Annotated in this window: 19 protein-coding genes; 10 read left to right on the top strand and 9 right to left on the bottom strand. The window is 61.6% G+C overall.

All coding sequences use genetic code 11. The annotated features are described in order from the left end of the window. Positions 1-25: 25 nt before the first annotated feature. Positions 26-1,588, bottom strand: coding sequence for a DUF349 domain-containing protein (locus H3V09_RS01310; protein ID WP_198190683.1), 1,563 nt, complete (start codon positions 1,586-1,588; stop codon positions 26-28). An 84-nt stretch (positions 1,589-1,672) separates the two neighbouring features. Here H3V09_RS01310 and hisS point away from each other — a divergent pair, with 84 nt between their 5' ends. The 7 genes from hisS (at position 1,673) to H3V09_RS01345 (ending at position 11,362) form a co-directional block, all read left to right on the top strand. Then, a complete protein-coding gene (hisS, locus tag H3V09_RS01315) occupies positions 1,673-3,058 on the top strand; it encodes a histidine--tRNA ligase (RefSeq protein ID WP_198190684.1) in 1,386 nt (461 codons plus the stop codon). Positions 3,059-3,097: 39 nt separating this feature from the next. After that, positions 3,098-4,900: an aspartate--tRNA ligase gene (gene aspS / locus H3V09_RS01320; RefSeq protein ID WP_198191103.1), complete on the top strand. Its 1,803-nt coding sequence runs from the start codon at positions 3,098-3,100 to the stop codon at positions 4,898-4,900. Between the two features lie 144 nt (positions 4,901-5,044). Then, entirely contained in the window at positions 5,045-5,899 is an 855-nt protein-coding gene (locus H3V09_RS01325; protein ID WP_269748803.1) for an amino acid ABC transporter ATP-binding protein, read from the top strand. Positions 5,900-5,942: 43 nt separating this feature from the next. After that, positions 5,943-6,773: a glutamate ABC transporter substrate-binding protein gene (locus H3V09_RS01330; RefSeq protein WP_046323731.1), complete on the top strand. Its 831-nt coding sequence runs from the start codon at positions 5,943-5,945 to the stop codon at positions 6,771-6,773. Position 6,774: 1 nt separating this feature from the next. Then, on the top strand, positions 6,775-7,452 hold the full coding sequence (locus H3V09_RS01335; RefSeq protein WP_110412705.1) for an amino acid ABC transporter permease: 678 nt from the start codon (positions 6,775-6,777) through the stop codon (positions 7,450-7,452). 6 nt (positions 7,453-7,458) lie between these two features. After that, a complete protein-coding gene (locus tag H3V09_RS01340) occupies positions 7,459-8,649 on the top strand; it encodes an amino acid ABC transporter permease (RefSeq protein WP_198190685.1) in 1,191 nt (396 codons plus the stop codon). A 109-nt stretch (positions 8,650-8,758) separates the two neighbouring features. After that, positions 8,759-11,362: a DEAD/DEAH box helicase gene (locus tag H3V09_RS01345; RefSeq protein WP_232339327.1), complete on the top strand. Its 2,604-nt coding sequence runs from the start codon at positions 8,759-8,761 to the stop codon at positions 11,360-11,362. A gap of 10 nt (positions 11,363-11,372) precedes the next feature. Here the strand turns inward: H3V09_RS01345 and H3V09_RS01350 are convergent, their stop codons facing one another. Together H3V09_RS01350 and H3V09_RS01355 are read right to left on the bottom strand one after the other, a co-directional pair. Beyond that, complete coding sequence (locus H3V09_RS01350; protein ID WP_198191105.1) at positions 11,373-12,098, bottom strand: amino acid ABC transporter ATP-binding protein; 726 nt, start codon at positions 12,096-12,098, stop codon at positions 11,373-11,375. A gap of 86 nt (positions 12,099-12,184) precedes the next feature. Then, entirely contained in the window at positions 12,185-13,699 is a 1,515-nt protein-coding gene (locus H3V09_RS01355; protein WP_198190686.1) for an amino acid ABC transporter substrate-binding protein/permease, read from the bottom strand. Positions 13,700-13,968: 269 nt separating this feature from the next. Here H3V09_RS01355 and H3V09_RS01360 point away from each other — a divergent pair, with 269 nt between their 5' ends. Both H3V09_RS01360 and H3V09_RS01365 read left to right on the top strand, forming a co-directional pair. Next, positions 13,969-15,363, top strand: coding sequence for a replication-associated recombination protein A (locus H3V09_RS01360; protein ID WP_144176924.1), 1,395 nt, complete (start codon positions 13,969-13,971; stop codon positions 15,361-15,363). 185 nt (positions 15,364-15,548) lie between these two features. Then, the gene (locus tag H3V09_RS01365; RefSeq protein WP_198191106.1) at positions 15,549-16,946 is read left to right on the top strand and encodes an MFS transporter; all 1,398 of its coding nucleotides are present in this window, start codon (positions 15,549-15,551) and stop codon (positions 16,944-16,946) included. Positions 16,947-17,075: 129 nt separating this feature from the next. On the opposite strand, the gene H3V09_RS01370 is transcribed toward H3V09_RS01365, so the two are convergent. Further along, a complete protein-coding gene (locus tag H3V09_RS01370; protein WP_198190687.1) occupies positions 17,076-17,516 on the bottom strand; it encodes a MarR family winged helix-turn-helix transcriptional regulator in 441 nt (146 codons plus the stop codon). Between the two features lie 403 nt (positions 17,517-17,919). Between H3V09_RS01370 and H3V09_RS01375 the strand changes: the two genes are divergently transcribed. Continuing rightward, positions 17,920-18,498: a haloacid dehalogenase-like hydrolase gene (locus tag H3V09_RS01375; RefSeq protein WP_046322806.1), complete on the top strand. Its 579-nt coding sequence runs from the start codon at positions 17,920-17,922 to the stop codon at positions 18,496-18,498. Positions 18,499-18,584: 86 nt separating this feature from the next. Here the strand turns inward: H3V09_RS01375 and H3V09_RS01380 are convergent, their stop codons facing one another. The 5 genes from H3V09_RS01380 to H3V09_RS01400 are packed head-to-tail and all read right to left on the bottom strand — an operon-like array spanning position 18,585 to position 21,723. Further along, the gene (locus tag H3V09_RS01380) at positions 18,585-19,631 is read right to left on the bottom strand and encodes a Gfo/Idh/MocA family protein (protein WP_046322808.1); all 1,047 of its coding nucleotides are present in this window, start codon (positions 19,629-19,631) and stop codon (positions 18,585-18,587) included. Further along, on the bottom strand, positions 19,597-20,088 hold the full coding sequence (locus H3V09_RS01385) for a very short patch repair endonuclease (RefSeq protein WP_110425136.1): 492 nt from the start codon (positions 20,086-20,088) through the stop codon (positions 19,597-19,599). Before H3V09_RS01385 ends, H3V09_RS01380 begins: the two co-directional genes overlap by 35 nt. Positions 20,089-20,100: 12 nt before the next feature. Beyond that, positions 20,101-20,640, bottom strand: a complete 540-nt coding sequence (locus H3V09_RS01390; RefSeq protein ID WP_046322811.1) for a peptidylprolyl isomerase — start codon at positions 20,638-20,640, stop codon at positions 20,101-20,103. 13 nt (positions 20,641-20,653) lie between these two features. Continuing rightward, positions 20,654-21,025 (bottom strand): YccF domain-containing protein, encoded by a 372-nt coding sequence (locus tag H3V09_RS01395; RefSeq protein WP_046322812.1) that lies wholly within the window; start codon positions 21,023-21,025, stop codon positions 20,654-20,656. Continuing rightward, positions 21,016-21,723 carry a TetR/AcrR family transcriptional regulator gene (locus H3V09_RS01400; protein WP_198190688.1) on the bottom strand — a complete coding sequence of 236 codons (708 nt, stop codon included), beginning with the start codon at positions 21,721-21,723 and terminating at the stop codon, positions 21,016-21,018. Before H3V09_RS01400 ends, H3V09_RS01395 begins: the two co-directional genes overlap by 10 nt. Positions 21,724-21,827: the final 104 nt, after the last annotated feature.

A 21,827-nucleotide genomic window follows, 5' to 3' on the forward strand; every position in this document is an offset into this window, starting at 1 on the left:
GGGGTTCTAACGGAAACTGCTACAATCAGCGCACGGCGTTCATCCACTGCTCCTTGGTGGCCTTCTCGGCCTCCAGTTCCTGCTTCTTGGCCGGATCCTGCTCGGCGGCGATTCGCTGATCCAGGTCCTGAAGCTGGGCGGCCAGCTGCTGCTCGAAGCTGGAGACGCGGGCATCGGCCTCGGGGTCGGACTGGTTCCAGGCCGCATCTTCCACGGCCTTGATTTGCCGGTCCACGGCATCCATCCTGCCCTCGATTCGGCGCACGTCGTCACGGGGGACGAAACCAATGGCGTCCCATTCCTCCTGAATCTTGGCCAGCTCCTGCCGGGCTTGCTTGGCGGCCTTGGAATCCTTGACGGGCAGCAAGGCCTCGGCCTTGGCCACCAGGGCCTCCTTCTTGGTCAGGTTCTCGCGCTCGTTGACCGAGGTCTTGTCTCGGTCGGCCTGACGGGCGTTGAAGAAGACATCCGCGGCCTGACGGAACCGAGCCCAGAGGGCGTCGTCATCCTGACGTCCTGCACGCCCGGCCTGCTTCCAGCGGTCCATGAGCTCGTTGAACTGATGGGAAGTGGGTCCCCAGTCAGTGGAGTCCTTGATCTGGTCGGCCTCGGCGATGATTTCTTCCTTGATCCGCTTGGTCTCGGACCGCTGGGCGTCACGCTGCTGGGCCCACTTGCGGCGGGCCTGGTTGAAGGTGGTGCGGGCGGAGGAGAAACGCTTCCAGAGCGCGTCCGCGTCGGCCTTGTCGATGCGGATGGTGGTGCGCTGGTGGTGTTGCCACTGCTCGAAGAGGGAACGGAACTTGTCTGCTGTGGATCGCCAGTTGGTGGAGTCGCCCAGGGATGCTGCCAGCTCTTCGGCCTTCTCCACGATGGCGGTCCGCTCCTTGATGGCCTTGGCCATGGCATCCTTGCGTGCCTGCGCCAGTTCAGCCTTGCGAGTCTGCCCCTTTTCGGCCAGCTGCTCCAGTTGCGTGCGCAGGGCGGCAAGGTCGCCGACTGCTTCAGGCTGACTGGTCTCCTCCTTGAGTGAGGTTATGGATTCGTCGATCTCGTGGGCCTTGATCTTGGGACTGCGCAGTCTGGAGGCGAATAGGTTCAGCTTCTCCTTGAGGTCCAAGTATCGGCGAGCATAAAGGTCCAGGGCCTCCTTGGCATCAGCATTGGGGAACTGGCCCACCTGGCGCTCCTGGTCACCTTCGCGGACGAAGACGTTGCCCTGCTCGTCCACCCGGCCGAAGGCTTCTGCCTTGTCGATCTCCTCCTGGCTGTAGGTGGGAGCGGCCGGGGCGGCCTTGACGTGAGGGGCCTTGTGGGCCAGAGCTGCGGGGGAGGGAACCGCCTTGGGCTTGGGCGCAGCAGGTGTAGCTGCTGGCGCGGGTGCTTCCGCAGTTGCAGGCTGTGGCTCAGCCGGTACCGGTGCGCTCTGGGTTGGTGCATCCTCAGTAGATGCGGTCTGTCCGGGGGCAGCCTGTTCCTGCCCGGCTTCGGGCGTTGTCGCAGCGGCGACCTGGCCCTCCGCGTCCGCGGTGTGCTCCTCCTGCGGTGTCGAGGTGTTCTCGGGTGTGATGGCGGTGTTGTCGGCCATGGCCAGCTCCTTAGGCTTGTGTGTTGGAGAGATCGCAAAATATGGCAATACCATTTTCCTTGACCTCCTATAGTATAGGTTCTTATGGCAAAAGGCACATCTCTATCCGGTTTCCCAGAATGGCTTCCTTCGCAAAGAGTGGTGGAGCAGCGCATCCTCGACACGCTCCGCAAGGTCTTCGAATTGAACGGCTACATCGGCATTGAGACCAGAGCCGTAGAAGAGGGCTCCAGCCTGCTCAAGAAGGGGGAGACCAGCAAGGAGATCTACCTGCTCTCCCGACTGCAGGATCTGGGCCAGGAAAAGGATGTGCCAGTGGAGCGCCGGCTGGGGCTGCATTTTGACCTGACCGTGCCGCTGAGTCGCTATGTTGTGGAGCACAGCAACGACTTGACCTTCCCCTTCAAACGCTGGCAGATTCAGAAGGTCTGGCGAGGAGAGCGCCCCCAGGAGGGACGGTTCAGGGAGTTCGTTCAGGCTGACATTGACGTAATTGGCAACGGAGAGTTGCCCGACCACTACGAGGTCGAGGTGCCCCTGGTCATGCTGAGTGCTCTGGAGGAGCTGAGGGCCTTCGGCCTGCCCAAGCCCACTGTGCATGCCAACAACCGCAAGCTTTCCGAGGGATTCTACCGGGGTCTGGGTCTGGAGGATGTCGAGGGCGTTTTGCGCGAGATCGACAAGCTGGACAAGATTGGCCCTGACGAGGTGGCCAGCCTGTTGGTCAGTGAGTGCGGCGCCAATCAGGATCAGGCCAAGGCGTGCCTGGATCTGGCCGAGCTGACCGCCGACGATGGCAAGCAGCTGCGCCAGCGGTTCGATGCCTTGGTTGACAAGGTTGGCATCGATAAGGAGTCTTCTTCGTACGCCTTAGCCATTGAGGGGCTAAAGACGCTGGCCATGATCATCGACGAGGCTGCCCGCATTCGGCCTGGCTCGGTCATCGCCGACCTGAAGATTGCCCGCGGGCTGGACTACTACACCGGCTCTGTCTACGAGACCTTCCTGGAGGGGGCGCAGTCCCTGGGATCCATCTGTTCCGGCGGCCGCTATGACAATCTTGCTAGCCAGGGCAACCGGACCTATCCAGGAGTAGGGCTGTCCATTGGGCTTTCTCGCCTGCTCTCCTACCTGCTGGCCCACGGGGTTCAGGCCTCCAGGGTTTCTCCGGCTGCGGTCATGGTCGCCGTCTGGGACGAGGAGGATCGGACCATCAGCAACCACATCGCCCAGGATCTGCGGGCCAGGGGTATTGCCGCTGATGTGGCGCCTACTGCAGCCAAGATTGGCAAACAGATCCGCTATGCCGACCACCTGGGCATCCCCTATGTCTGGTTCCCTGCCAAGGAGGGCCAGCAGGAGGGCGACCAGGTCAAGAACATCATCACCGGGAATCAGACTCCGGCTGACCTGGTGTCGTGGACGCCGGATAGCCTGTATGCCCGGCAGAGTGTGGAATACCAGGCCTGACGCAGGGGCAGGCCGAGCATTATGGAGGTACAGGAAAGCATGGGCCAGTCGGCTTACAGAACGAGCTACGCCACGGATGTCACTGAAGATATGGTCGGTCGCCAGGTGACGGTGGCCGGATGGGTGGATCGCCGCCGTGATCACGGAGGCGTGGCCTTCATCGACCTGCGTGACCGCTCCGGTCTGGTGCAGATCGTCATCTATGACGAGGAAGAGGCCCGGCCCCTGCGTAGCGAGTACGTCATTCAGGTCACCGGCAAGGTTCGCGAACGTCCTGAGGGCAATGACAACGAACACCTGTCCACCGGACACATCGAGATCGTTGCAGACAAGATTGAGGTTCTGGCTAAGTCGGCAGCCCTGCCCTTCCAGGTGTCCACAGCCCTGGAGAACGAGGCCGAGAACAAGCTGCCCGGCGAGGATGTGCGGCTGCGCTACCGTTATCTGGACCTGCGTCGCCCCTCCATGCAGCACAACATCCGTCTGAGGGCCGCCATGAACCGTGCCGCCCGTGCTGCCCTGGATAAGATGGATTTCTGCGAGATCGAGACGCCGACCCTGATCAAGTCCACCCCCGAGGGCGCCCGTGACTTCCTGGTGCCGGCCCGCCTGGTGCCCGGATCCTGGTACGCCCTGCCGCAGTCTCCCCAGCTGCTCAAGCAGTTGCTGATGGTGGGCGGCTTTGAGCGTTACTACCAAATCGCCCGTTGCTACCGCGACGAGGACTTCCGCGCCGACAGGCAGCCCGAGTTCACGCAGCTGGATATCGAAATGAGCTTCGCCTCCCAGGAGGACGTCATGGCCATGGCCGAGCAGGTCATTGCCGAGGTCTGGAAGGCTGCAGGATTCGAGGTTACCCTGCCCATCCCCAGGATCAGCTGGCAGGAGGCCATGGACAAGTATGGTTCCGACAAGCCTGACCTGCGCTTCGGCAACCCTATCGTCGAACTGACCGACTACTTCAAGAACACCCCCTTCCGGGTCTTCCAGGCTCCATACGTAGGCGCCGTGGTCTACCAGGGTGCGGCTAACCTGCCCCGCAGGCAGTTCGACGCTTGGCAGGAATGGGCCCGCCAGCGTGGTGCAAAGGGTCTGGCCTATGTCCAGTTCACTGGCGACGGCACTCTCAAGGGCCCGGTGGCCAAGAACCTGTCTGATGCCGAGCGCCAAGGCCTCAAGAAGGCCGTAGGCGCCACGGACGGGGATGCCGTCTTCTTTGCAGCCGGTCCCCGTGAGGCTTCGCAAACCCTGCTTGGCGCGGCCCGTGTGGAGATCGCCCGTCGCCAGGGGCTGCTCAAACCCGACGAATTCGCCCTGACCTGGGTGGTGGACTTCCCGCTCTTCAAGCCCACCGACGACCCGGACGACGACGATGTGGCCGTGGGACATTCTAAGTGGACCTCCATGCACCATCCCTTCACCATGCCTTCGGCCGACTGGATCGACCGCTTCGACAAGGATCCCGAACACGCCATGAGCGACTCCTATGACATCGTCTGCAACGGCGAGGAGATGGGCGGCGGCTCGGTGCGTATTCACCGCGACGACATTCAGGATCGGGTCTTCAAAGTGCTGGGCATCGGCCCCGAGGAGGCCCAGGAGAAGTTCGGCTTCCTGCTGGAGGCCTTCAAATACGGCGCTCCGCCCCACGCAGGCATCGCCTTCGGTTGGGACAGGACTGCCCAGATCCTGACCGGAGCGGACTCCATCCGCGATGTCATAGCCTTCCCCAAGTCCGGTGGCGGCCAGGATCCTATGACCGGGGCTCCGGCGCCCATCTCCGACCAGCAACGCGCCGAGACCGGTGTGGATTGGGAACCGGATCAGGAGGATACCGACTGAGCGCACTTCGTCACTGGTCGACGAGAGTCTAAAAGGGCTGGAATTCTGCGGGATTTCGGCCCTTATTGTTTAGGCCAGTTTACGCGCAGCAGGTCAATTGGTCGCGTTCGGCCAGTGGCTCTGCTTTTCAGGAGAACCGTTTCTATGGCCGCTCTGCAACAAAGGATGAGTAAACTGCCCAATATGAGCGAAACAAGCAAACAGCCGTCGGAGCGGATTCTGCCGGAGAAACCGGCCTCGGATCGCCCCGTCCAGGATAATTCCGGGCCGCTGGTCGAGCTGGCGCACGTCGAGAAGCATTTTGGCAACCTGCACGTCCTCAAAGACATCAACCTGCAGGTTGATACCGGCGAAGTGCTGGTGGTGGTCGGCCCCTCAGGCTCCGGCAAGTCCACCATGTGCCGGACTATCAATCGTCTGGAGTCCATCGACTCCGGTGTCATCAGGATCGAGGGAGAGCCTTTGCCTCAGGAGGGACGTGACCTGGCTCGGCTCAGGGCCGAGGTGGGCATGGTCTTCCAGTCCTTCAATCTGTTCGCCAACAAGACCATCCTGGAGAACATGACCCTGGCGCCCATCAAGGTGCGCCATATGCCCAAGAAGGATGCTGAGGACCTGGCCATGGACCTCTTGGCCCGGGTGGGCGTGGAATCCCAGGCCTCCAAGATGCCCTCCCAGCTCTCAGGCGGCCAGCAGCAGCGCGTGGCCATAGCCCGCGCCCTGGCCATGCAGCCCAAGATCATGCTCTTCGACGAGCCCACATCGGCTCTTGACCCGGAGATGGTCAACGAGGTGCTGGATGTGATGATTCAGCTGGCCCAGGAGGGCATGACCATGATCTGCGTGACCCACGAGATGGGCTTTGCCCGCCAGGCCGCCGACCATATCGTTTTCATGGCCGATGGACGGATTCTGGAGAAGGACGACCCCGACGACTTCTTCGATCACCCCAAGACCCAGAGGGCCGCCGACTTCCTGTCCAAGATTCTGACCCACTGAAGCAGGAGGGAAGCGTATCCGCATGAATGCAAGCATGCATGGCATGGGCCAGCCGTTGAAACGGCTTGCCAGGAATTTGACCGCGATCCTGTGCGCTTTGGGTTGCCTGATCTCCTTGGCGGCCTGCGGCTCCGACAAGGAGGCAGGCAAGATTCGGGTGGGCATCAAGTTCGACCAGCCTGGTCTGGGCTTCAAGAAGGCCGGAACCTATGTGGGCTTTGACGTGGACGTGGCCACCTACATCGCCGACAAGCTAGGTTATAGCCCCGACGACATCGTCTGGAAGGAGGCCCCCTCCAAGCAGCGTGAGGCCATGCTCCAGAACGGCGACGTGGACATGATCCTGGCCTCCTATTCCATAACGGATGAGCGCAAGCGGGCCGTCTCTTTCGCTGGACCCTACATCGTGGCCGGACAGGACCTGCTGGTGCGCAAGGAGGACCACCATATCCGTGGCCCCGAAGACCTCAATGGCAAACGACTGTGCTCAGTGACTGGATCCACCTCGGCCGTCACCGTCAAGAAACGGTTCGCGAAAGAAGTCCAGCTGATGGAGCAGCCGGGCTACGCCGAATGCGCCACCGCCCTCTTCTCCGGCATCGTCGATGCAGTCACCACTGACGACATCATCCTGGCTGGTCTGGCTTCCGCCTCACGTGGAAGGCTGCGGCTGGTGGGCAAGCCCTTCACCCAGGAGTACTACGGTGTGGGCATCAAAAAAGGCAATACCAAGCTGGCCCACAAGATCAACGCGGCTCTGGCCGACATGGAGGCCAACGGCTCCTGGCAGCGGGCGCTCGAGAACAACACCCGGGGCACCCATTACAAACCCGATCCGCGCTACAACCCACCTAAGCCCAAGGAGGGGGAGTGAGATGTCAACCATCATCGAACTGTTCACCGACTACGACATCCCGGCAGCCTTTTGGGTCAACATCCAGCTGACCCTCTGGTCGGCCCTCTTCTCGCTGATCCTGGGCATCATCCTGGTGATCATGCGCATCTCGCCCATCTCCTCCCTGCGGGCCGTCGGCCGAGGGTATGTGGAGTTCTTCCAGAACATGCCTTTGACCATCATCATGGTCTTCATGGTCCTGGGAGCCTTCGCACAGCTCAAGATCAGCTTCTCGCCGGAATTCTCCGTCAACTTCTTCTGGCTGGCAGTGACGGGCCTGTCCCTGTATACGGCAGCATTTGTCTGCGAGTCCTTGCGCTCGGGCATCAACACGGTGCCTCTGGGCCAGGCCGAGGCGGCCCGTGCCCTGGGGCTGAGCTTCTTCCAGTCGGCCTCGCAGATCATTCTGCCCCAGGCCTTCCGTGGTTCGGTAGCGCCCTTGGGCAACACCTTCATCGCCCTGCTGAAGAACTCCACCGTGGCTGCGGCCGCCTCCGTGGCATCCGAGAGCTCCTCCCTGATGAGCGAGATGATAGAGTTCCACGCCAATGCCATTGTGGCCATCTTCCTGATTTTCGCCCTAGGATATGTGATTCTGGTTTTGCCCATCGGAGCTTTGACCACGTACCTGTCAAACAAGCTGGCAGTGAGGAGGTGAGCGGCCATGGCACCAGATAATGAGAGCTCGCTGCTCTTCGATCAGCCCGGTCCCAAGGGTCGGCGCACCATACGAATCGCCAATTGGATAGCCGCTATCATCTTCGCCATAGTGGTCATTCTGGTGCTGATGAGGCTGCACAATCCTCCTGATGGGGAGAACCAGCTCAGCTGGGAGCTTTGGCGTCCGGCCCTGGACTACGAAGCTTGGTCGGACTTCTATCTGCCTGGGCTCTGGCTGACCATCAAGGCTTCGGTGGTTGCAGTGATTGGCTCGGTCATCTTTGGGTTTGTCTTCGGCCTTGGCCGTCTGCTGCCCAACTGGCTGGTAAGGGCAGTCTCAGGAATCATCGTGGAGTTCTGCCGGGCCGTCCCGGTTCTTATGATGATGATCTTCTTCTGGCGCTGGTTCGCCTTTGCCGGAGTCAGCCAGGCCTCCTATTGGGCCGTCGTGCTGGGCCTCATTCTTTACAATGGCTCCGTGGTGGCTGAGTTGATTCGTTCGGGGGTGGGCAACCTGCCCAACGGCCAGCGTGAGGCCTCCCTGGCACTGGGGCTGACCAGGACCCAGTCGCTGATGCAGATCGAGGTTCCGCAGGCCGTCTACGCCATGCTACCGGCGGCCGTGACCCAGCTGGTCGTGGTCCTCAAGGATACGGCTCTGGGCTCCATCATCATGTACACGGATCTGCTGCAGGAGTCCCGTCGTCTGGGCTCCATGTACTTCAACATCCTGCAGACCCTGGTGGTGGCCTCGGTGGTCTACTTCTTCGTCTGCTTCCTGCTGTCGCACTTCGCCCGTTGGCTGCCCAAGAAGATGCAGGAGCGCACTGCCGCCCCCGCCGACTTCGTGGAGCCGGCCGCGCCCGTGGCCATCATGGATCCCTCCAACGTCAACCAGATAGCCGTAGCCAAGGAGGTGGACGAGGACCGGTACGGCGGTGCGCCGTTGCAGTACCACGCCCACCACCGTGGATCCAATGCCTCCATCCAGCACTGGAGGAAGACCCGCTACATCCAGGGCTATGACAGGACCCAGCCCGACACGCTGGTCGATCCGCACAAGGCGAGCCTTGAGATTCCGGACTTCCTTAAACCCGGCCGTGGCAGCCGCTCCGGTGGTGAGCAGAAAGCCGAGGGGAAGACCAGGAAGGAGAAGAAAGGCGGCAGCGACAAAGACAGCAAGAACAGGAGCTGACGAAGAGCTCCTTGCTGTTCCCTGTCTGGCGGCTTTCCCGTTTCTGGACTTAGTTGACGAAGCCTGTGTCCGGCCGGACTTGTGTGCCTGGCCGGATAGACTGGTGGACATGGTCCAAGAACATGCTGATTCCTCAACCGCCTCAACCGACCAACCAGTCTCCTTGGGCGACTTGGTCCCTGAGGCGGGAGGCCCCCGCAATCTGACCGAGGATCAGATTTACGACCGTTTCTTCTCCTGGGTGGCTTCCCGGGGCATCACCCCCTGGCCGCATCAGGAGGAGGCTGTCCTCTCCCTGGTTTCTGGCGACCATGTGATTCTGTCGACCCCGACCGGCTCGGGAAAGTCCATGGTGGCCCTGGCCATGCATTTCATCGCCCTGTGCACTGGGCGGCGCTCCTATTACACGGCTCCCATCAAGGCCCTGGTCTCCGAGAAGTTCTTCGACCTGGTTTCGGTTCTGGGTCGCGACCGGGTGGGTATGATCACCGGCGACACCCATATCAACACGGATGCCCCGGTCATCTGCTGCACTGCCGAGATCCTGGCCAACCAGGCGCTCAGGGAGGGTCGCCATGCCGATATCGGCTGTGTGGCCATGGATGAGTTCCACTATTACGGGGATCCGGACCGAGGCTGGGCCTGGCAGGTGCCCCTGCTGACCCTGCCCGATGTGCAGTTCCTGCTTATGTCGGCCACCCTGGGCGACGTGGATCAGATCGCCCAGGACCTGGAGCGCAAAACCGGGGTGGGGGTGGACATCGTCGCCGACGCCCCCCGACCGGTCCCACTGGATTACCGTTATGTGGACACCCCATTGCCCAACACTGTGGAGTCCTTGCTGGCCGATGGGGATTCGCCGGTCTACATCGTCCACTTCTCACAGGATGCCGCCCTGGAGACGGCCCAGGCCCTGTCCAGCACGGGGGTCTCCGACCGGGGCCAGCGCGACCGGATCAAGGATGTCATGGCCGGCACCCGCTTCACCACGGCCTTCGGCAGGATTCTGCAGCGGCTGCTGCGCACCGGGGTCGGGGTCCACCATGCGGGCATGCTGCCCAGGTACCGGCGTCTGGTGGAGCAGCTGGCCCAGGATGGCCTTCTGCCGGTCATCTGTGGCACGGACACCCTGGGGGTCGGCATCAATGTACCCATCCACACGGTCCTGCTGACCGGACTGACCAAGTTCGACGGCTACAGGATGCGCCGCCTGCGGGCTCGGGAATTCCACCAGATTGCTGGCAGGGCCGGACGCATGGGCTTCGATACCAGCGGGCTGGTCGTGGCCGAGGCCCCCGAATACGAGATAGAGAACGCCAAGGCCGTGGCCAAAGCCGGCAACGACCCCAAGAAGCTCAAGCGGATCAAGCGGAAGAAGCCCCAGGAGGGGTTCGTAACCTGGGGCAAGGGAACCTTCGACAAGCTGATCGAAGCACGTCCCGAGACCCTGACGCCGCACCTGAAGATATCCCACGCCATGGTGCTCAACGAGGTCGACCAGGGCGGTGATGCCAGGAGACGGGTCGAGGACCTGATCGAGGACTCCCGTCAGACACCGCAGCAGAAGGAGCATCTGCAGGACCGGGCAGACGAGATCTTCCAGACCCTGACCGACACCGGGGTCATCGAGACCGAAAGGAACCCCGACGGCGGCCTGGACTACTTCACGACCGTGGACCTGCCCGAGGACTTCGCCCTGGACCAGCCCCTTTCGCCCTTCCTGCTGGCCGCCCTGGAGCTGCTGGATCCCGAGGACCCTGACTATGACATGGATCTGCTCTCCATGGTCGAGGCCACCCTGGAGGATCCCCGGCAGATACTCAAGGCACAGCAGCGGCAGGCCCGCGATGCGGCCATCCAGCAGATGAAGGAGGATGGCCTGGAGTACGAGGAACGTATGGAGCGTCTGCAGGAGGTGACCTGGCCCAAGCCCCTGGAGGAGCTGCTGGGGGAGGCCTTCGACCGCTACCGCCGGGATGTTCCCTGGGCCAACGACTATGAGATCCACCCCAAGTCTGTTCTGCGGGACATGATCGAGACGGCATCGGACTTCAACGGCTACATCGCCCGCTATGGAATATCCCGGTCGGAGGGGACACTGCTGCGCTATCTGTCCGACGCCTATCGGGCGCTCAGCAGGACGGTGCCCGAAGAGTTCATGGATGAGCGGCTGGAGGACATCCTGGCCTGGCTGGGGTTGATTGTCCGCTCGGTGGATTCCAGCCTGGTTGATGAGTGGGAGGCCGCAGGCAGGGCCGAAAATGGCGAAGTCGCAAGCGGTCTGGATGCCGCTCCGCCCAAGGTGGAAAACCAGGTGGTGGCGGACCGGCGTGGGTTGACCCTGTTGGTGCGCAATGCCATGTTCCAGCGGGTGGAACTGGCGGCCGCCGACCGGCCGGAGGTCCTGGCCGACCTGGATGCGGACTGGGGCTATGGCCTGCGGGCCTGGAGCGACGCGCTGGACGACCTCTACGAGGACCATGAGCAGATTCTGACCGATGCCCAGGCCAGGTCCTCGGACTTCTTCAGCCTGGATGACCGTGACGAGTACCAGGGGCACACCTGGCGGGTCCAACAGATCTTTGACGACGTCGAGGGCGAACGCGACTGGGGCATCGCAGGCATCGTGGATCTGGATGCCACCCAGGAGAGCGGCCAGGTGGTCTTCAAGGAGTACCGGGTGGGTCCCATCGAGGAACTGATGGACCTCTAGCCCCGAGGCGTTACAGGACCTTGGAGAGGAAGGACTGCAGCCGAGGGCTCTGCGGATGGCCGAAGATCTGTTCGGGCGTGCCCTCCTCCTCGATGATCCCGGCATCGGTGAAGATCACCCTGGAGGAGACCTCCCGGGCGAAGGCCATCTCGTGGGTGACCAGAATCATGGTCATGCCGCCCTCTGCCAGGGAGCGAATGACTTCAAGCACGTCGCCCACCATCTCCGGATCCAGGGCCGAGGTGGCCTCGTCGAAGAGCATGATGTCCGGGTGCATGGCCAGGGCGCGGGCGATGGCCACACGCTGCTGCTGCCCGCCTGACAAATCCGTGGGCCGCGCGTCCGCCTTCTCCTGAAGCCCTACGGTCTCCAGTAGGTCCAGGGCCTGCTGCCGGGCATCCTCCTTGGGTGTCTTGTGCAGCATATGGGGGGCCAGCATGATGTTGTCGGCCACGCTCATGTTGGGGAAGAGGTTGAAGTGCTGGAAGACCATGCCCACATGCTCGCGTAGCTTGTCGATGTTGGTCTTTGGATCGGAAATGTCGATTCCATAGACGCTGATCGTGCCCGAGGTCGGCATCTCCAGGGCGTTGATGCAGCGTAGCAGGGTGGACTTGCCCGCGCCCGATGGGCCGATAATGGAGATGACCTCACCGGGCTTGACCTCCATGTCGATCCCCTTGAGGACCTCGGTGTCGCCGTAGCACTTGTGCAGGTCGCGGATGGATACGGCCATCTGGGACTCTCCTCGATTGCGGCGACTTTGGTTCTGGCGGATGCGACGGGTCAGTCGTCCGGTGTCCATGTCCGGGTCCTCGAAGTTCATCGATGCAACCTCCTATCGAGCATATTGGCCATCCAGGTCAGGGCGCTGATGGCGACGAAGTAGATGACGCCCACCATGAACAGGGTTTCGGTCACGCGGAAGTTGGCCGCGTAGATCTGCTGGGCCTGGTAGAGCAGTTCGCCGAAGCCGATGGCCAGCAGCAGGGAGGAATCCTTGAGCATGATGACCAGCTGGTTGATGATGGAGGGCGTGGCGAATCTGACTGCCTGGGGCAGGATGACCCGGCGCAGGGCCATGCGACGTGTCAGGCCCAGACTGCGTGCTCCCTCCATCTGCCCGACGTCCACCGAGTCAATGGCCCCGCGCACGATCTCCACCAGATAGGCTCCGGAGTTGAGGGACAATGTCAGCGCGCCGGCCAGCCAGATGCTGATGCGGTGGCCGATCAGCTGGGGGACACCCAGGTAGAAGAAGAAGGCCCAGACCAGGACGGGTGTGCCCCTGAAGACCGCCACGTAGATGCGGGCAATCCAGGACAGGATCCGGTTGGGGCTTATCCGCCACAGTCCCAGGATGATGCCGATGGCCAGGGCGATGACGAAGGATATGGCTGTGATGGCCAGGGTGTTGCGCAGGCCCAGCATCAGGGAGGGGAAGGCCTGGCGGACCAGTTCGAAGAATCCTGGCCGGGAGGCGGGGGCACTCTTGCTGGAGTGGCCGCTGCCCACATAGGAATCGACCAGCTTCTTATAGCTGCCATCGGCCTTCATCTTGGCCAGGCCCTCGTTGAAGGCGGCCACGAACTCCTTGTTCTCGCCCTTGCGGACGGCCGCCCCGTAGGAGGCGCCAGGCTCCTTCTTGGTCACGGTCTTCAGTCCGTTGCCCTGGGCGATGCCGTAAGCCAGGACCGGGTAGTCGTCGATGACCGCCTGGGCATTGCCGGACTTGACCATCTCATACATGGTGGAGGACTGGTCCACCGCCTTGACCGTGAAGCCGTATTGGGCCGCACGCTGCTTGGCGAAAGCCTCGCCCTCGCTGCCCGTCTTGACGGCCACCACCGTGCCTTGCAGATCCTTGTAGCTGTGGATCTGGTCGTTGTCCTTGGCGATGGCCATCTGCACGCCGGAGTCGAAATAGGGGTCGGTGAAGTCGTAGACCTGCTTGCGCTGGTCGGTGATGGTCATGCCGGCTATGACCACATCGGCCTGCTGGGAGTTCAAGGCCTGGAGGGCGGCGTTGAAGCCCAAGGACTGGATCTGCACCGAGAACCCCTCGATGTCGGCGATCTTGCGGATCAGATCCATATCGATGCCGACCAGCTTGCCGGAGGAGTCCCTGAATTCGAAGGGTGCAAAGGTGGTGTCGGTGGCGACGCGGAAGGTTCGTCCGTGGACCGCCTGCGCGGCGGGGGAGTCCTGGGTCGCCTGCGCCGGCGTGGCCAGGGGGGCGACGATCAGGGCTGAGAGCCCCAGGACCAGGGCGAGCAGGCCGACGACCCACCTGCCTGGACCCGATGTCCATCCCTGGCGAACATGCTTGGCGATCACTGGCGATTCTCCTTATTGCTCCGACCTGTACCGGTCCCGATTTTTCAGGCGACAGGCCTTGCTGCCGCCCACGGACTTTCCTGAAGATATCCAGGCTGATGACCAGTAAACTGTACACACACCGTATTTCTGGAACCCAACTACGCGCTGGGCGATACGGCCATATGGGTTTCCAGTCTAGCGCGTTCGTCTTGCTATTTGTGGCAGGCTCAGGCCTATGCTGGTGAGGGCGGGGAGCCATAGGGGCCCCGAGGAATGAGGTATTGCAGATGGTTGATGATCTCTTCCAGGCGGCTGATCCCCCCGAGGAGCACACCCTGCCTTTGGCTGTCAGGATGCGGCCCAGAAGCCTGGACGAGGTGGTCGGCCAGGACAAGGTCACAGCCCCTGGAACCCCCTTGGAGCGCCTGGCCCGGTCGGATCCGAACAACCGTCTGACGGCTCCCAGCTCGGTTATTCTTTTCGGTCCTCCCGGTGTGGGCAAGACCACCCTGGCCTACATTGTCGCCCGACAATCCGGGCGGCATTTCGAGGAGCTTTCGGCTGTTACCTCGGGGGTTAAGGAGGTCCGGCAGGTTATCGCCCAGGCTCGTGAGCGGCTGGTCAGTCAGGGGCAGGAAACGGTCCTCTTCATCGATGAGGTCCACCGTTTTTCCAAGTCGCAGCAGGATGCACTGCTGCCCAGCGTAGAGAACCGGGATGTGACTTTTATCGCAGCCACCACGGAGAATCCCAGCTTTTCGGTCATCTCGCCCCTGCTTTCGCGCTCGGTGGTGGTCAAGCTGGAGGCCTTGGACGATCAGGACCTGGCCAAGCTGGTCCGCAGGGCTGTCAAGGACCAGCGGGGGCTCAAGGATCAGGTAAGACTGGATCCAGAGGCTTTGGACCAGATCGTGCGTTTTTCCGGAGGTGATGCCCGTCGTGCTCTGACCATTTTGGAGGCTGCAGCGGGAGCTGTCACCGAGGACGGGCCTCGCGCCAAGGGGGCGCGTCGGCCGCTGATCAATGCCAAGGTGGTCTCCTCGGTCATGGACGTGGCCTCTGTCCGCTATGACAAGAAGGGTGACGATCACTACGACGTGGCATCGGCCTTCATCAAGTCAATGCGTGGTTCCGACGTGGATGCGGCCCTGCACTACCTGGCTCGGATGATCCGGGCTGGCGAAGATCCGCGCTTCATCGCCCGACGAATCATGATCGCCTCTGCCGAGGAGGTAGGCATGGCTTCTCCGGAGGTGTTGGAGATCACGGTCGCAGCTGCTCAGGCCGTGGCCATGGTGGGCATGCCTGAGGCCCGCCTGATCCTGGCCGAGGCAGTTATCGCCGTGGCTACCGCACCCAAGTCCAACGCGTCCTACCTGGCCATCAACCAGGCCCTGGAAGACGTGGATGCCGGGCATATCGGCCAGGTTCCCCTTCATCTGCGCAACGCTCCCACCAAGCTGATGAAGGCCTGGGGCAACCACGAAGGCTATCAGTATGCCCACGATGCGCCGGACGCAGTGGCACCCCAGCAGTACATGCCGGACGAACTGGTCGGACGACGCTATTACCATCCGAATGATCGGGGCTATGAGCGCCAGCTCGGTCCCCGACTGGAGGCCATCAGGGCCATCCTGGACAGGGCCGCCGGGCCGGAGGGAAACGCCGGGTCTAGGCAATGACCGCCGAGACTCCTATACTGAACACCCAATAGACGTTGAGCAGCCACACAATGACCGAAACGCCGCAGGATCCAGGCCTTCCATATTGACGGTCGCCACGCTCCCACAAGGAGTCTGTCGTCGTCGGCAGGCCTGGCATGGACGCATGGGGTTTGCCTGCCTCATGCACGGGCGCGAGGGTGACGATGTCGACAGCGGTCATTGACAAAGCAGACATATCCGAACAATCAAAGGGTCTCGGTGTGGCCGAGGACGACCTGGCGGTCCGCGAGATTACCCGGCGAGTAGACAATGCTCGTGAATCGGCTACTTTCTACAAGATCGTGGCCCTGGTGGCTGCGGGAATGCTCATGGACAGCATCGATGTCTATGTGGGCAGCGCAGTAGCCAGTTCGGCCTTGAGCACCGGATGGTCCACGGTCGCCCAGAATTCCCTCTTCCTGTCGGCCGGCTTCCTAGGGCTCCTGGTGGGTTCGCTGCTGGCCGGGTTTATCGGAGACCTGCGTGGACGCAAGACCGCCTATCAGATCAACCTGTTGCTCTTCGGAGGCTTTACCCTGCTGGGCGCTCTGGCACCGAACATGGCCGTCCTTTCGGTCTGTCGTCTGGGGGCCGGCCTGGGGCTGGGCGCCGAGATTGTCACCGGCTTCTCCATGGTCAACGAATTCGCTCCCATCAAGCACCGCGGCCGTTGGAGTGCCATCGTCTCCCTCGTGGCTAACACCGGAGTGCCCCTGGCCATGCTCCTGTGCGCCTGGATCATTCCCCGCTGGTCATGGAGGCCGCTCTTCATGGGAATCGGCTTGGCAGCTGCGCTGATCTGGTACTTGCGGCGTGACATCCCTGAGTCTCCTCGCTGGCTTGCCCTGCATGGGCGGATGGCCGAGGCCACCCAGGTGGTTGAACTTCTGGAGGCCGATAACGGTCGGAAAGAGTCAGACTCTGGCACTGTCAGTGGTTCCGCCCTCGCCGGAAAAAATGAGGGAATTAAGGTACCTGCCAAGGCGTCGGGTAGCATTGTCCGTGGCCTGATTGTGGCGACTGTGGCAGTTTCAGCCACTAACGTCTGCTCCTACGCTTTCACCTCCTGGGTGCCCACCATCCTGCTCAAGCGGGGTATTGATCTGAGCGGATCCCTGTGGATCAGCACTCTGATGATGCTGGGTGCTCCTCTCGGCTGCCTGATTGGATCCCTGCTTCTGGACCGGATTGGCCGCAAGCGGATCATCGTCACAGCCTTCCTGCTGACGGCGGTCTTCGGTCTGCTCTATGCCGCGCAGACCAGCCAGGTCACAGCCATTCTGGTGGGCATCCTGCTTATGGCCAGCCTCTATGTCCTCATGTCTTCGGTGGTGGCGGTCTATGCGCCCGAGCTCTTCCCGACCACTGTCCGCTTCCGTTGCGTAGGCATTGCCAATGCCGTTGCCAAGCTCTGCAATGTGCTCATGCCCGTGCTCATTGGAGCCATGCTCAGCCGGTGGGGGAGCACTTCAATATTTGTCACCATCAGCCTGGTGGCCCTGGCCTCCATGCTGGTTGTGGGCCTGATGGGCTGGGAGACGTCCGGCCGTTCGGTGGGCTGATAGGGCCGATCCAAGGGCGTAAAGGATATAACAGGTAAAAGGCCTGGCATGAGCCTGGTACCGTCGACGGGCGGTCAAGAGATCGGCCAGGTCCTTTTCTCAGTATTAATCCTTTCTCAGGAAGAGAGATCAGAGCTGGTTAGCCAGCAGCCGGTTGTAGACGCAACGTAACTCGGTTTGAAAGGTCTCGGGGTCGATGTCGGGATTCTGCTTGAACAGGTCAATCCACCAATTGTTGACCAACCTGATCCTCTTGCGAGCCATATCTGCGCCTGACCTGGTCAGGGCGATGATATTGATTCGGTGATCAGCGGGGTTCTGTTCACGGCTGACCAGGCCCTGGGCTTTCAAAGCCTTGAGATCCCGAGCCAGCAGACTGGGATCCACGCACAGGTCCCGGGCTATCTGGCGCTGGCTGAGGCCTGGATGATCATAGAGGTATACAATCAGATCACCCTGGGTGCCCCGCAAGGTGGAGTCGCCTGTATAGCGGCTGGCATCGTTGCGTGCATGCCGATAGATTCCGGCTATGCAGCTGCTCAGGTTGTGGTAGTGGCTCTTCTTTAACATCGCTGCTGCCCCCTAGCTGGTAAGGAAGATCGAAGAATTCTGCGGGCATGGTTAACCCGATAACCGCATGGACCCCTTCGGCGCCGTTCCCCTTCCAGGCCTATTCCCGGCAACTCCCTAGCCTCGGCCTAGCATGGACGACGCATTTTTCATCATATCAATACCGTCGACACCATGGGGATGGTCCACAATCGGAACAGAGGCCAGGCGCATCATAATTCCCCAGGCTGCCCCTACTTGATGTCTGTACCAGTCGATCATCCAGGAACTTTCTGTCTACCTCAGGCTCTTGGGTGAAAAGGAATTGCCCCTTTGCTCGTCCAAGGTCGGGGACTATCACCGTCGTTGCTCCACGGTATGCTAAAATGTTCTCTTTTCGCGACCTAATCTGGAAAGGGCTGGCATGCGGGTACTGGACTTCGACGGCACCATCTACGATGGCGAGAGTTTGCTTGACTTCTACCTGTTCACTGCCCGCAAGGATCCGCGGGTGCTGCACTACCTGCCGGTTGCCCTCTTCTATGCCGTCCGCTACCGCTTGGGCCGGGTCACCCTGGAGCAGCTGGATTCGGCCATGCGTCGGGTGGGCTCGCGCTACCTGCGACGGTTGACCTCGCGTCCCGGCTTTGACATGGACCGGCTGGTCAGCCAGTTCTGGGATGCCAACATGCACAAAATCATGGATTGGTACACCCCCCAGGCCGACGACGTGGTGGTGACCGCCTCATTCGATCTGGTGGCCGGGGAGGCCTGCCGACGACTGGGCATCAACCACTGCATCGGCTCCACTCTGGATTTGGAGTCCCTGACCGTGGGCTACCTCAACTTCGGACCTGACAAGCCCCTGCACTTTCAGCGGACCCTGGGCCAGGAGGCGGCTATTGACGCCTTCTACACCGATTCGGCCTTCGACCTGCCCATGATCGATCTTGCCCGGCGTGCCTACCTGGTCGAGCATGGCAAGGTCCGCCGCATCAAATAGGCCAAGTCTGCCTGCATCCTCCTCCTCATTGGCAAAGACTCCTTCTGGAGGGATGATTCCATCATTGAAGCGGCCTGTGTGCTAGTTCATGATTCGAAGGGGAAGACCAATCCCCACTGGCGGCGCAGGGAGTCCATGAGCTCCATGATGCGCAGCGTGTCTTTGTGGGGCATCTGGGCGCACTCGGTCTTGCCGTCCAGGATGGCCTGTGCGGCGCTGGCCACCTCGTACTCATAACCGGTCAGCTGGTCGGGGATGGGGTAGCTCTTCCTCAATTTATGGTCCTCGTCGTACAGGTCGATGGACTCCACATTGTTGATATTGGCACACTGCAGGTAACCCTGGTCTCCCCAGATGCGGCCGGTCCGGTCGCTGACTGAGACCATGGAGCTGGTTGCTGCTCCCATGGATCCATCCTGGTAGAAAATGGTTGTGGAGTTCTGGCTGTCCACGCCCTCCGGGCTGCGGACCCAATCCGTGCAGACCCGTTCGATGGGCTTGGGTCCCATGACCATGTCGATGAAGTTGAGAGGGTAGACACCCACGTCGAGCAGGGCGCCACCGGCCAGGGCGGGGTCGGTCATTCTGGCCTTGCCCACGGTTACATATCCCAGGTTGGCGGTCACGGTTTTGACGGCGCCTATTTCTCCTGAGGAGATGACATCGTCGATGATGGAGCGCGAGGGCATGTACCTGGTCCAGATGGCCTCGGTGCAGAGCAGGCCGGTGCTCTCGGATGTCTCCATGACCTGCCTGGCTTGGTCGGCGTTAGCGGTGAAGGACTTCTCAACCAGCACGTTCTTCCCGGCCTTCATGCAGGCGATGGCCTGCTCGGCGTGGAGGCTGTGAGGCGTGGCGATGTAGACCAGATCCACCTGGGGATCATCCAGGAGTTCCTGGTAGGAGCCATAGGAATGCTGGAATCCATATTTTTTGGCGAAGTCGGCTGCACGATCCCCGTCCCTGGCGGCCACAGCATAGGGGGCCACCAGGTGGCTGTACTGCGGATCTTGGGCCATCATGACCACCGTTTTGGCTAGGGCGTTGGCTATACTTCCAGCGCCGAGAATGGCGAAGTTGACCCGCATTCCCTTCTGCTCAGCCTCTTGTCGTTTGCCGTTCAATCTGCTCATCCTTGACTCCTTCGTTCGAATGGCCATCTGCTGTGATGGCCTCATACAATTTCTGCAGGGTTTCTTGGGCATGACGTGCATCCAGCTCGCACTCCCAGACGGTGAAAACCCGCCAGCCCATGGCTTTCAGCTTATCGCCCTGCTCCTGATCCCGCAGACGGTTCCTTGTCAGCTTTGTGGTCCAAAACTCCACATTGGATTTGGGAAGGGAGAATTTGGCACAGCCCTGATGCATGTGCCAGAAACAGCCATTGACGAATACCATGGCCCGCCACTTGGGCAGAACCACATCAGGATGGCCCGGATACCTCTTGTCGTTCTTGCGGAACCGCAGACCGCGCGAGAAGAGGTAGGACCGGACCTGGCGTTCTATTGATGTTTCTGTGCCCCTGATTCGGGACATGGTGTAGCTGCGTGTGCCGGGCTGGAATCTGCTGGGTGTCTTTTTCGAAACCATCCCCGACACGGCTCAGAGGACTTCGACGCTGTTGATGAAGACCGGCTCAAGGGGACGGTCGCCCGAGTCGGTGGCCACGGCATCTAGCTTGTCGACCACCTGCCGGGAATCCTCATCGGCAACCTGGCCGAAGATAGTGTGGTGCCCGTTCAGCCAGGGGGTGGGAACGGTGGTGATGAAGAACTGTGATCCGTTGGTGCCATGGGTCTTTCCGGTGGCGGGGTCCCGGCGCAACCCTGCATTGGCCATGGCCAGCTTGTAGGGTTCCTCAAAGGTCAGAGAGGGGTCGATCTCATCGTCGAATTCGTAGCCGGGGCCGCCTGTGCCGGTGCCCAGCGGGCAGCCGCCCTGGATCATGAAGTCCTTGATGATCCGGTGGAAGGTCAGCCCGTCATAGAAAGGATCCTGACGCTTCTGGCCCGTCTCAGGGTCGGTCCAGTCCTTGTGGCCGGCGGCCAGGTCCAGGAAGTTGGCTACGGTTTCAGGGGCCTTATCGTCAAAGAGGTCCAGGCGAATGTCGCCTTCTGAGGTATGCATGATGACTGTGCTCATGTTCCCAATCCTTTCATAAGACGGCGACGCGCACCGAGGATCCAAAGGGCATCAGGGCCAGGCGGGCCATCTTGAAGGCCTGCAGGCCGAAGGGTATGCCCACCACGGTCAGCATGGTGACCAGCCCGGCCGCCAGATAGGCCAGAGCGAGCCACCAGCCGCCTAGGATGATCCAGAGCAGGTTGGCCAGCCAGGATCCCAGTCCGCCTCCGTAGATGACCTGTCGGTCAAATGGGGTCAGGGTGAGTCTGGCCATCTTGAAGGCCTGGACCCCCAGGGGGATACCCACCACTGTCAGGCAGAGCACGATGCCCATCAGGGTCCAGGCCAGTGCAATGGCCAGTCCTCCCAGCAGCAGCCAGCAGATGTTGCCGATCAGGCGCATGTAGGTCCTTCCGTCAGTGTGTCGATGACGGCCTTGGCGCAGGCGGTCACTTTTTCAATGATGATGGTCAGCCGTTCCTGCCGCTGTTCGGGCGCAAGATCCTGGTCCAGAGCATCGATCAGTCGCATGCCAGATTGGACGATGCCACGTGTCACTTCCACGCCCATGGCAGGATCTGTTGGCCGCACGGCTGCCCATGCCTGGATCAGCGGCTGGTTGACCTGCCGGTGGAAGTCCAGAAGGGCTTGGGCCTGCCGGTCCGTGGGTCGATCGCTCCTTGGGACGGGCTCCTGGGGGTTGGAGGGATTGCCGTAGATCAGCGTCTGGCGTAACTGCTCGTCGTGTTGCTCGGCATAGAGGTTCATCAGCCAACCATGTCCGTGCAGTCCGGCTTGTTCCAGATTGGTGCGGGTCCAAATCTCGACTGTCCGGCGCGGGTCGTCTGTCCTGCCCAAGGCCTGATCCAGGGCCTGACCCCAGTCGGGCAGGTGCCGTTCCATGACCATGTCGCAGAGCTGGTCGGCATCCCGGGCATAGCGGTAGAGGGAATTCCGGGCCAGATTGGTGCGTCGGGCCACCTCAGCCATGGTCAGCCGGCCGCGTCCGCCGGTGCGCAGGATGGCCTCGGCGGCGGCAATGATCTGGTCTAGTGTTTTGGCGCGGTGTTCCTGGAGCGTGGATTCGTGGATCCTGGGCATGGTCCTCCTTGGTTCGGCCTCCTGGTTGCAGCGACGATGAATCAAGCTCAGCCGGTCATGGGGCATATGATATGGCCTATTTACAGCAGAGCCAAGCCGTAAGG

The organism is Bifidobacterium sp. M0399, assembly GCF_016100595.1.
Taxonomy (GTDB): domain Bacteria; phylum Actinomycetota; class Actinomycetes; order Actinomycetales; family Bifidobacteriaceae; genus Bombiscardovia; species Bombiscardovia polysaccharolytica.

Coding starts and splice junctions, on each gene's coding strand:
- H3V09_RS01345 (WP_232339327.1), top strand. CDS start 8,759: ATGGTCCAAGAACATGCTGATTCCTCAACCGCCTCAACCGACCAACCA.
- H3V09_RS01310 (WP_198190683.1), bottom strand. CDS start 1,588: ATGGCCGACAACACCGCCATCACACCCGAGAACACCTCGACACCGCAG.
- H3V09_RS01400 (WP_198190688.1), bottom strand. CDS start 21,723: ATGCCCAGGATCCACGAATCCACGCTCCAGGAACACCGCGCCAAAACA.
- H3V09_RS01375 (WP_046322806.1), top strand. CDS start 17,920: ATGCGGGTACTGGACTTCGACGGCACCATCTACGATGGCGAGAGTTTG.
- H3V09_RS01365 (WP_198191106.1), top strand. CDS start 15,549: ATGTCGACAGCGGTCATTGACAAAGCAGACATATCCGAACAATCAAAG.
- H3V09_RS01340 (WP_198190685.1), top strand. CDS start 7,459: ATGGCACCAGATAATGAGAGCTCGCTGCTCTTCGATCAGCCCGGTCCC.
- H3V09_RS01380 (WP_046322808.1), bottom strand. CDS start 19,631: ATGAGCAGATTGAACGGCAAACGACAAGAGGCTGAGCAGAAGGGAATG.
- H3V09_RS01395 (WP_046322812.1), bottom strand. CDS start 21,025: ATGCGCCTGATCGGCAACATCTGCTGGCTGCTGCTGGGAGGACTGGCC.
- H3V09_RS01360 (WP_144176924.1), top strand. CDS start 13,969: ATGGTTGATGATCTCTTCCAGGCGGCTGATCCCCCCGAGGAGCACACC.
- H3V09_RS01325 (WP_269748803.1), top strand. CDS start 5,045: ATGGCCGCTCTGCAACAAAGGATGAGTAAACTGCCCAATATGAGCGAA.
- H3V09_RS01370 (WP_198190687.1), bottom strand. CDS start 17,516: ATGTTAAAGAAGAGCCACTACCACAACCTGAGCAGCTGCATAGCCGGA.
- H3V09_RS01330 (WP_046323731.1), top strand. CDS start 5,943: ATGGGCCAGCCGTTGAAACGGCTTGCCAGGAATTTGACCGCGATCCTG.
- aspS (WP_198191103.1), top strand. CDS start 3,098: ATGGGCCAGTCGGCTTACAGAACGAGCTACGCCACGGATGTCACTGAA.
- H3V09_RS01390 (WP_046322811.1), bottom strand. CDS start 20,640: ATGAGCACAGTCATCATGCATACCTCAGAAGGCGACATTCGCCTGGAC.
- H3V09_RS01350 (WP_198191105.1), bottom strand. CDS start 12,098: ATGGCCGTATCCATCCGCGACCTGCACAAGTGCTACGGCGACACCGAG.
- H3V09_RS01335 (WP_110412705.1), top strand. CDS start 6,775: ATGTCAACCATCATCGAACTGTTCACCGACTACGACATCCCGGCAGCC.
- H3V09_RS01385 (WP_110425136.1), bottom strand. CDS start 20,088: ATGGTTTCGAAAAAGACACCCAGCAGATTCCAGCCCGGCACACGCAGC.
- hisS (WP_198190684.1), top strand. CDS start 1,673: ATGGCAAAAGGCACATCTCTATCCGGTTTCCCAGAATGGCTTCCTTCG.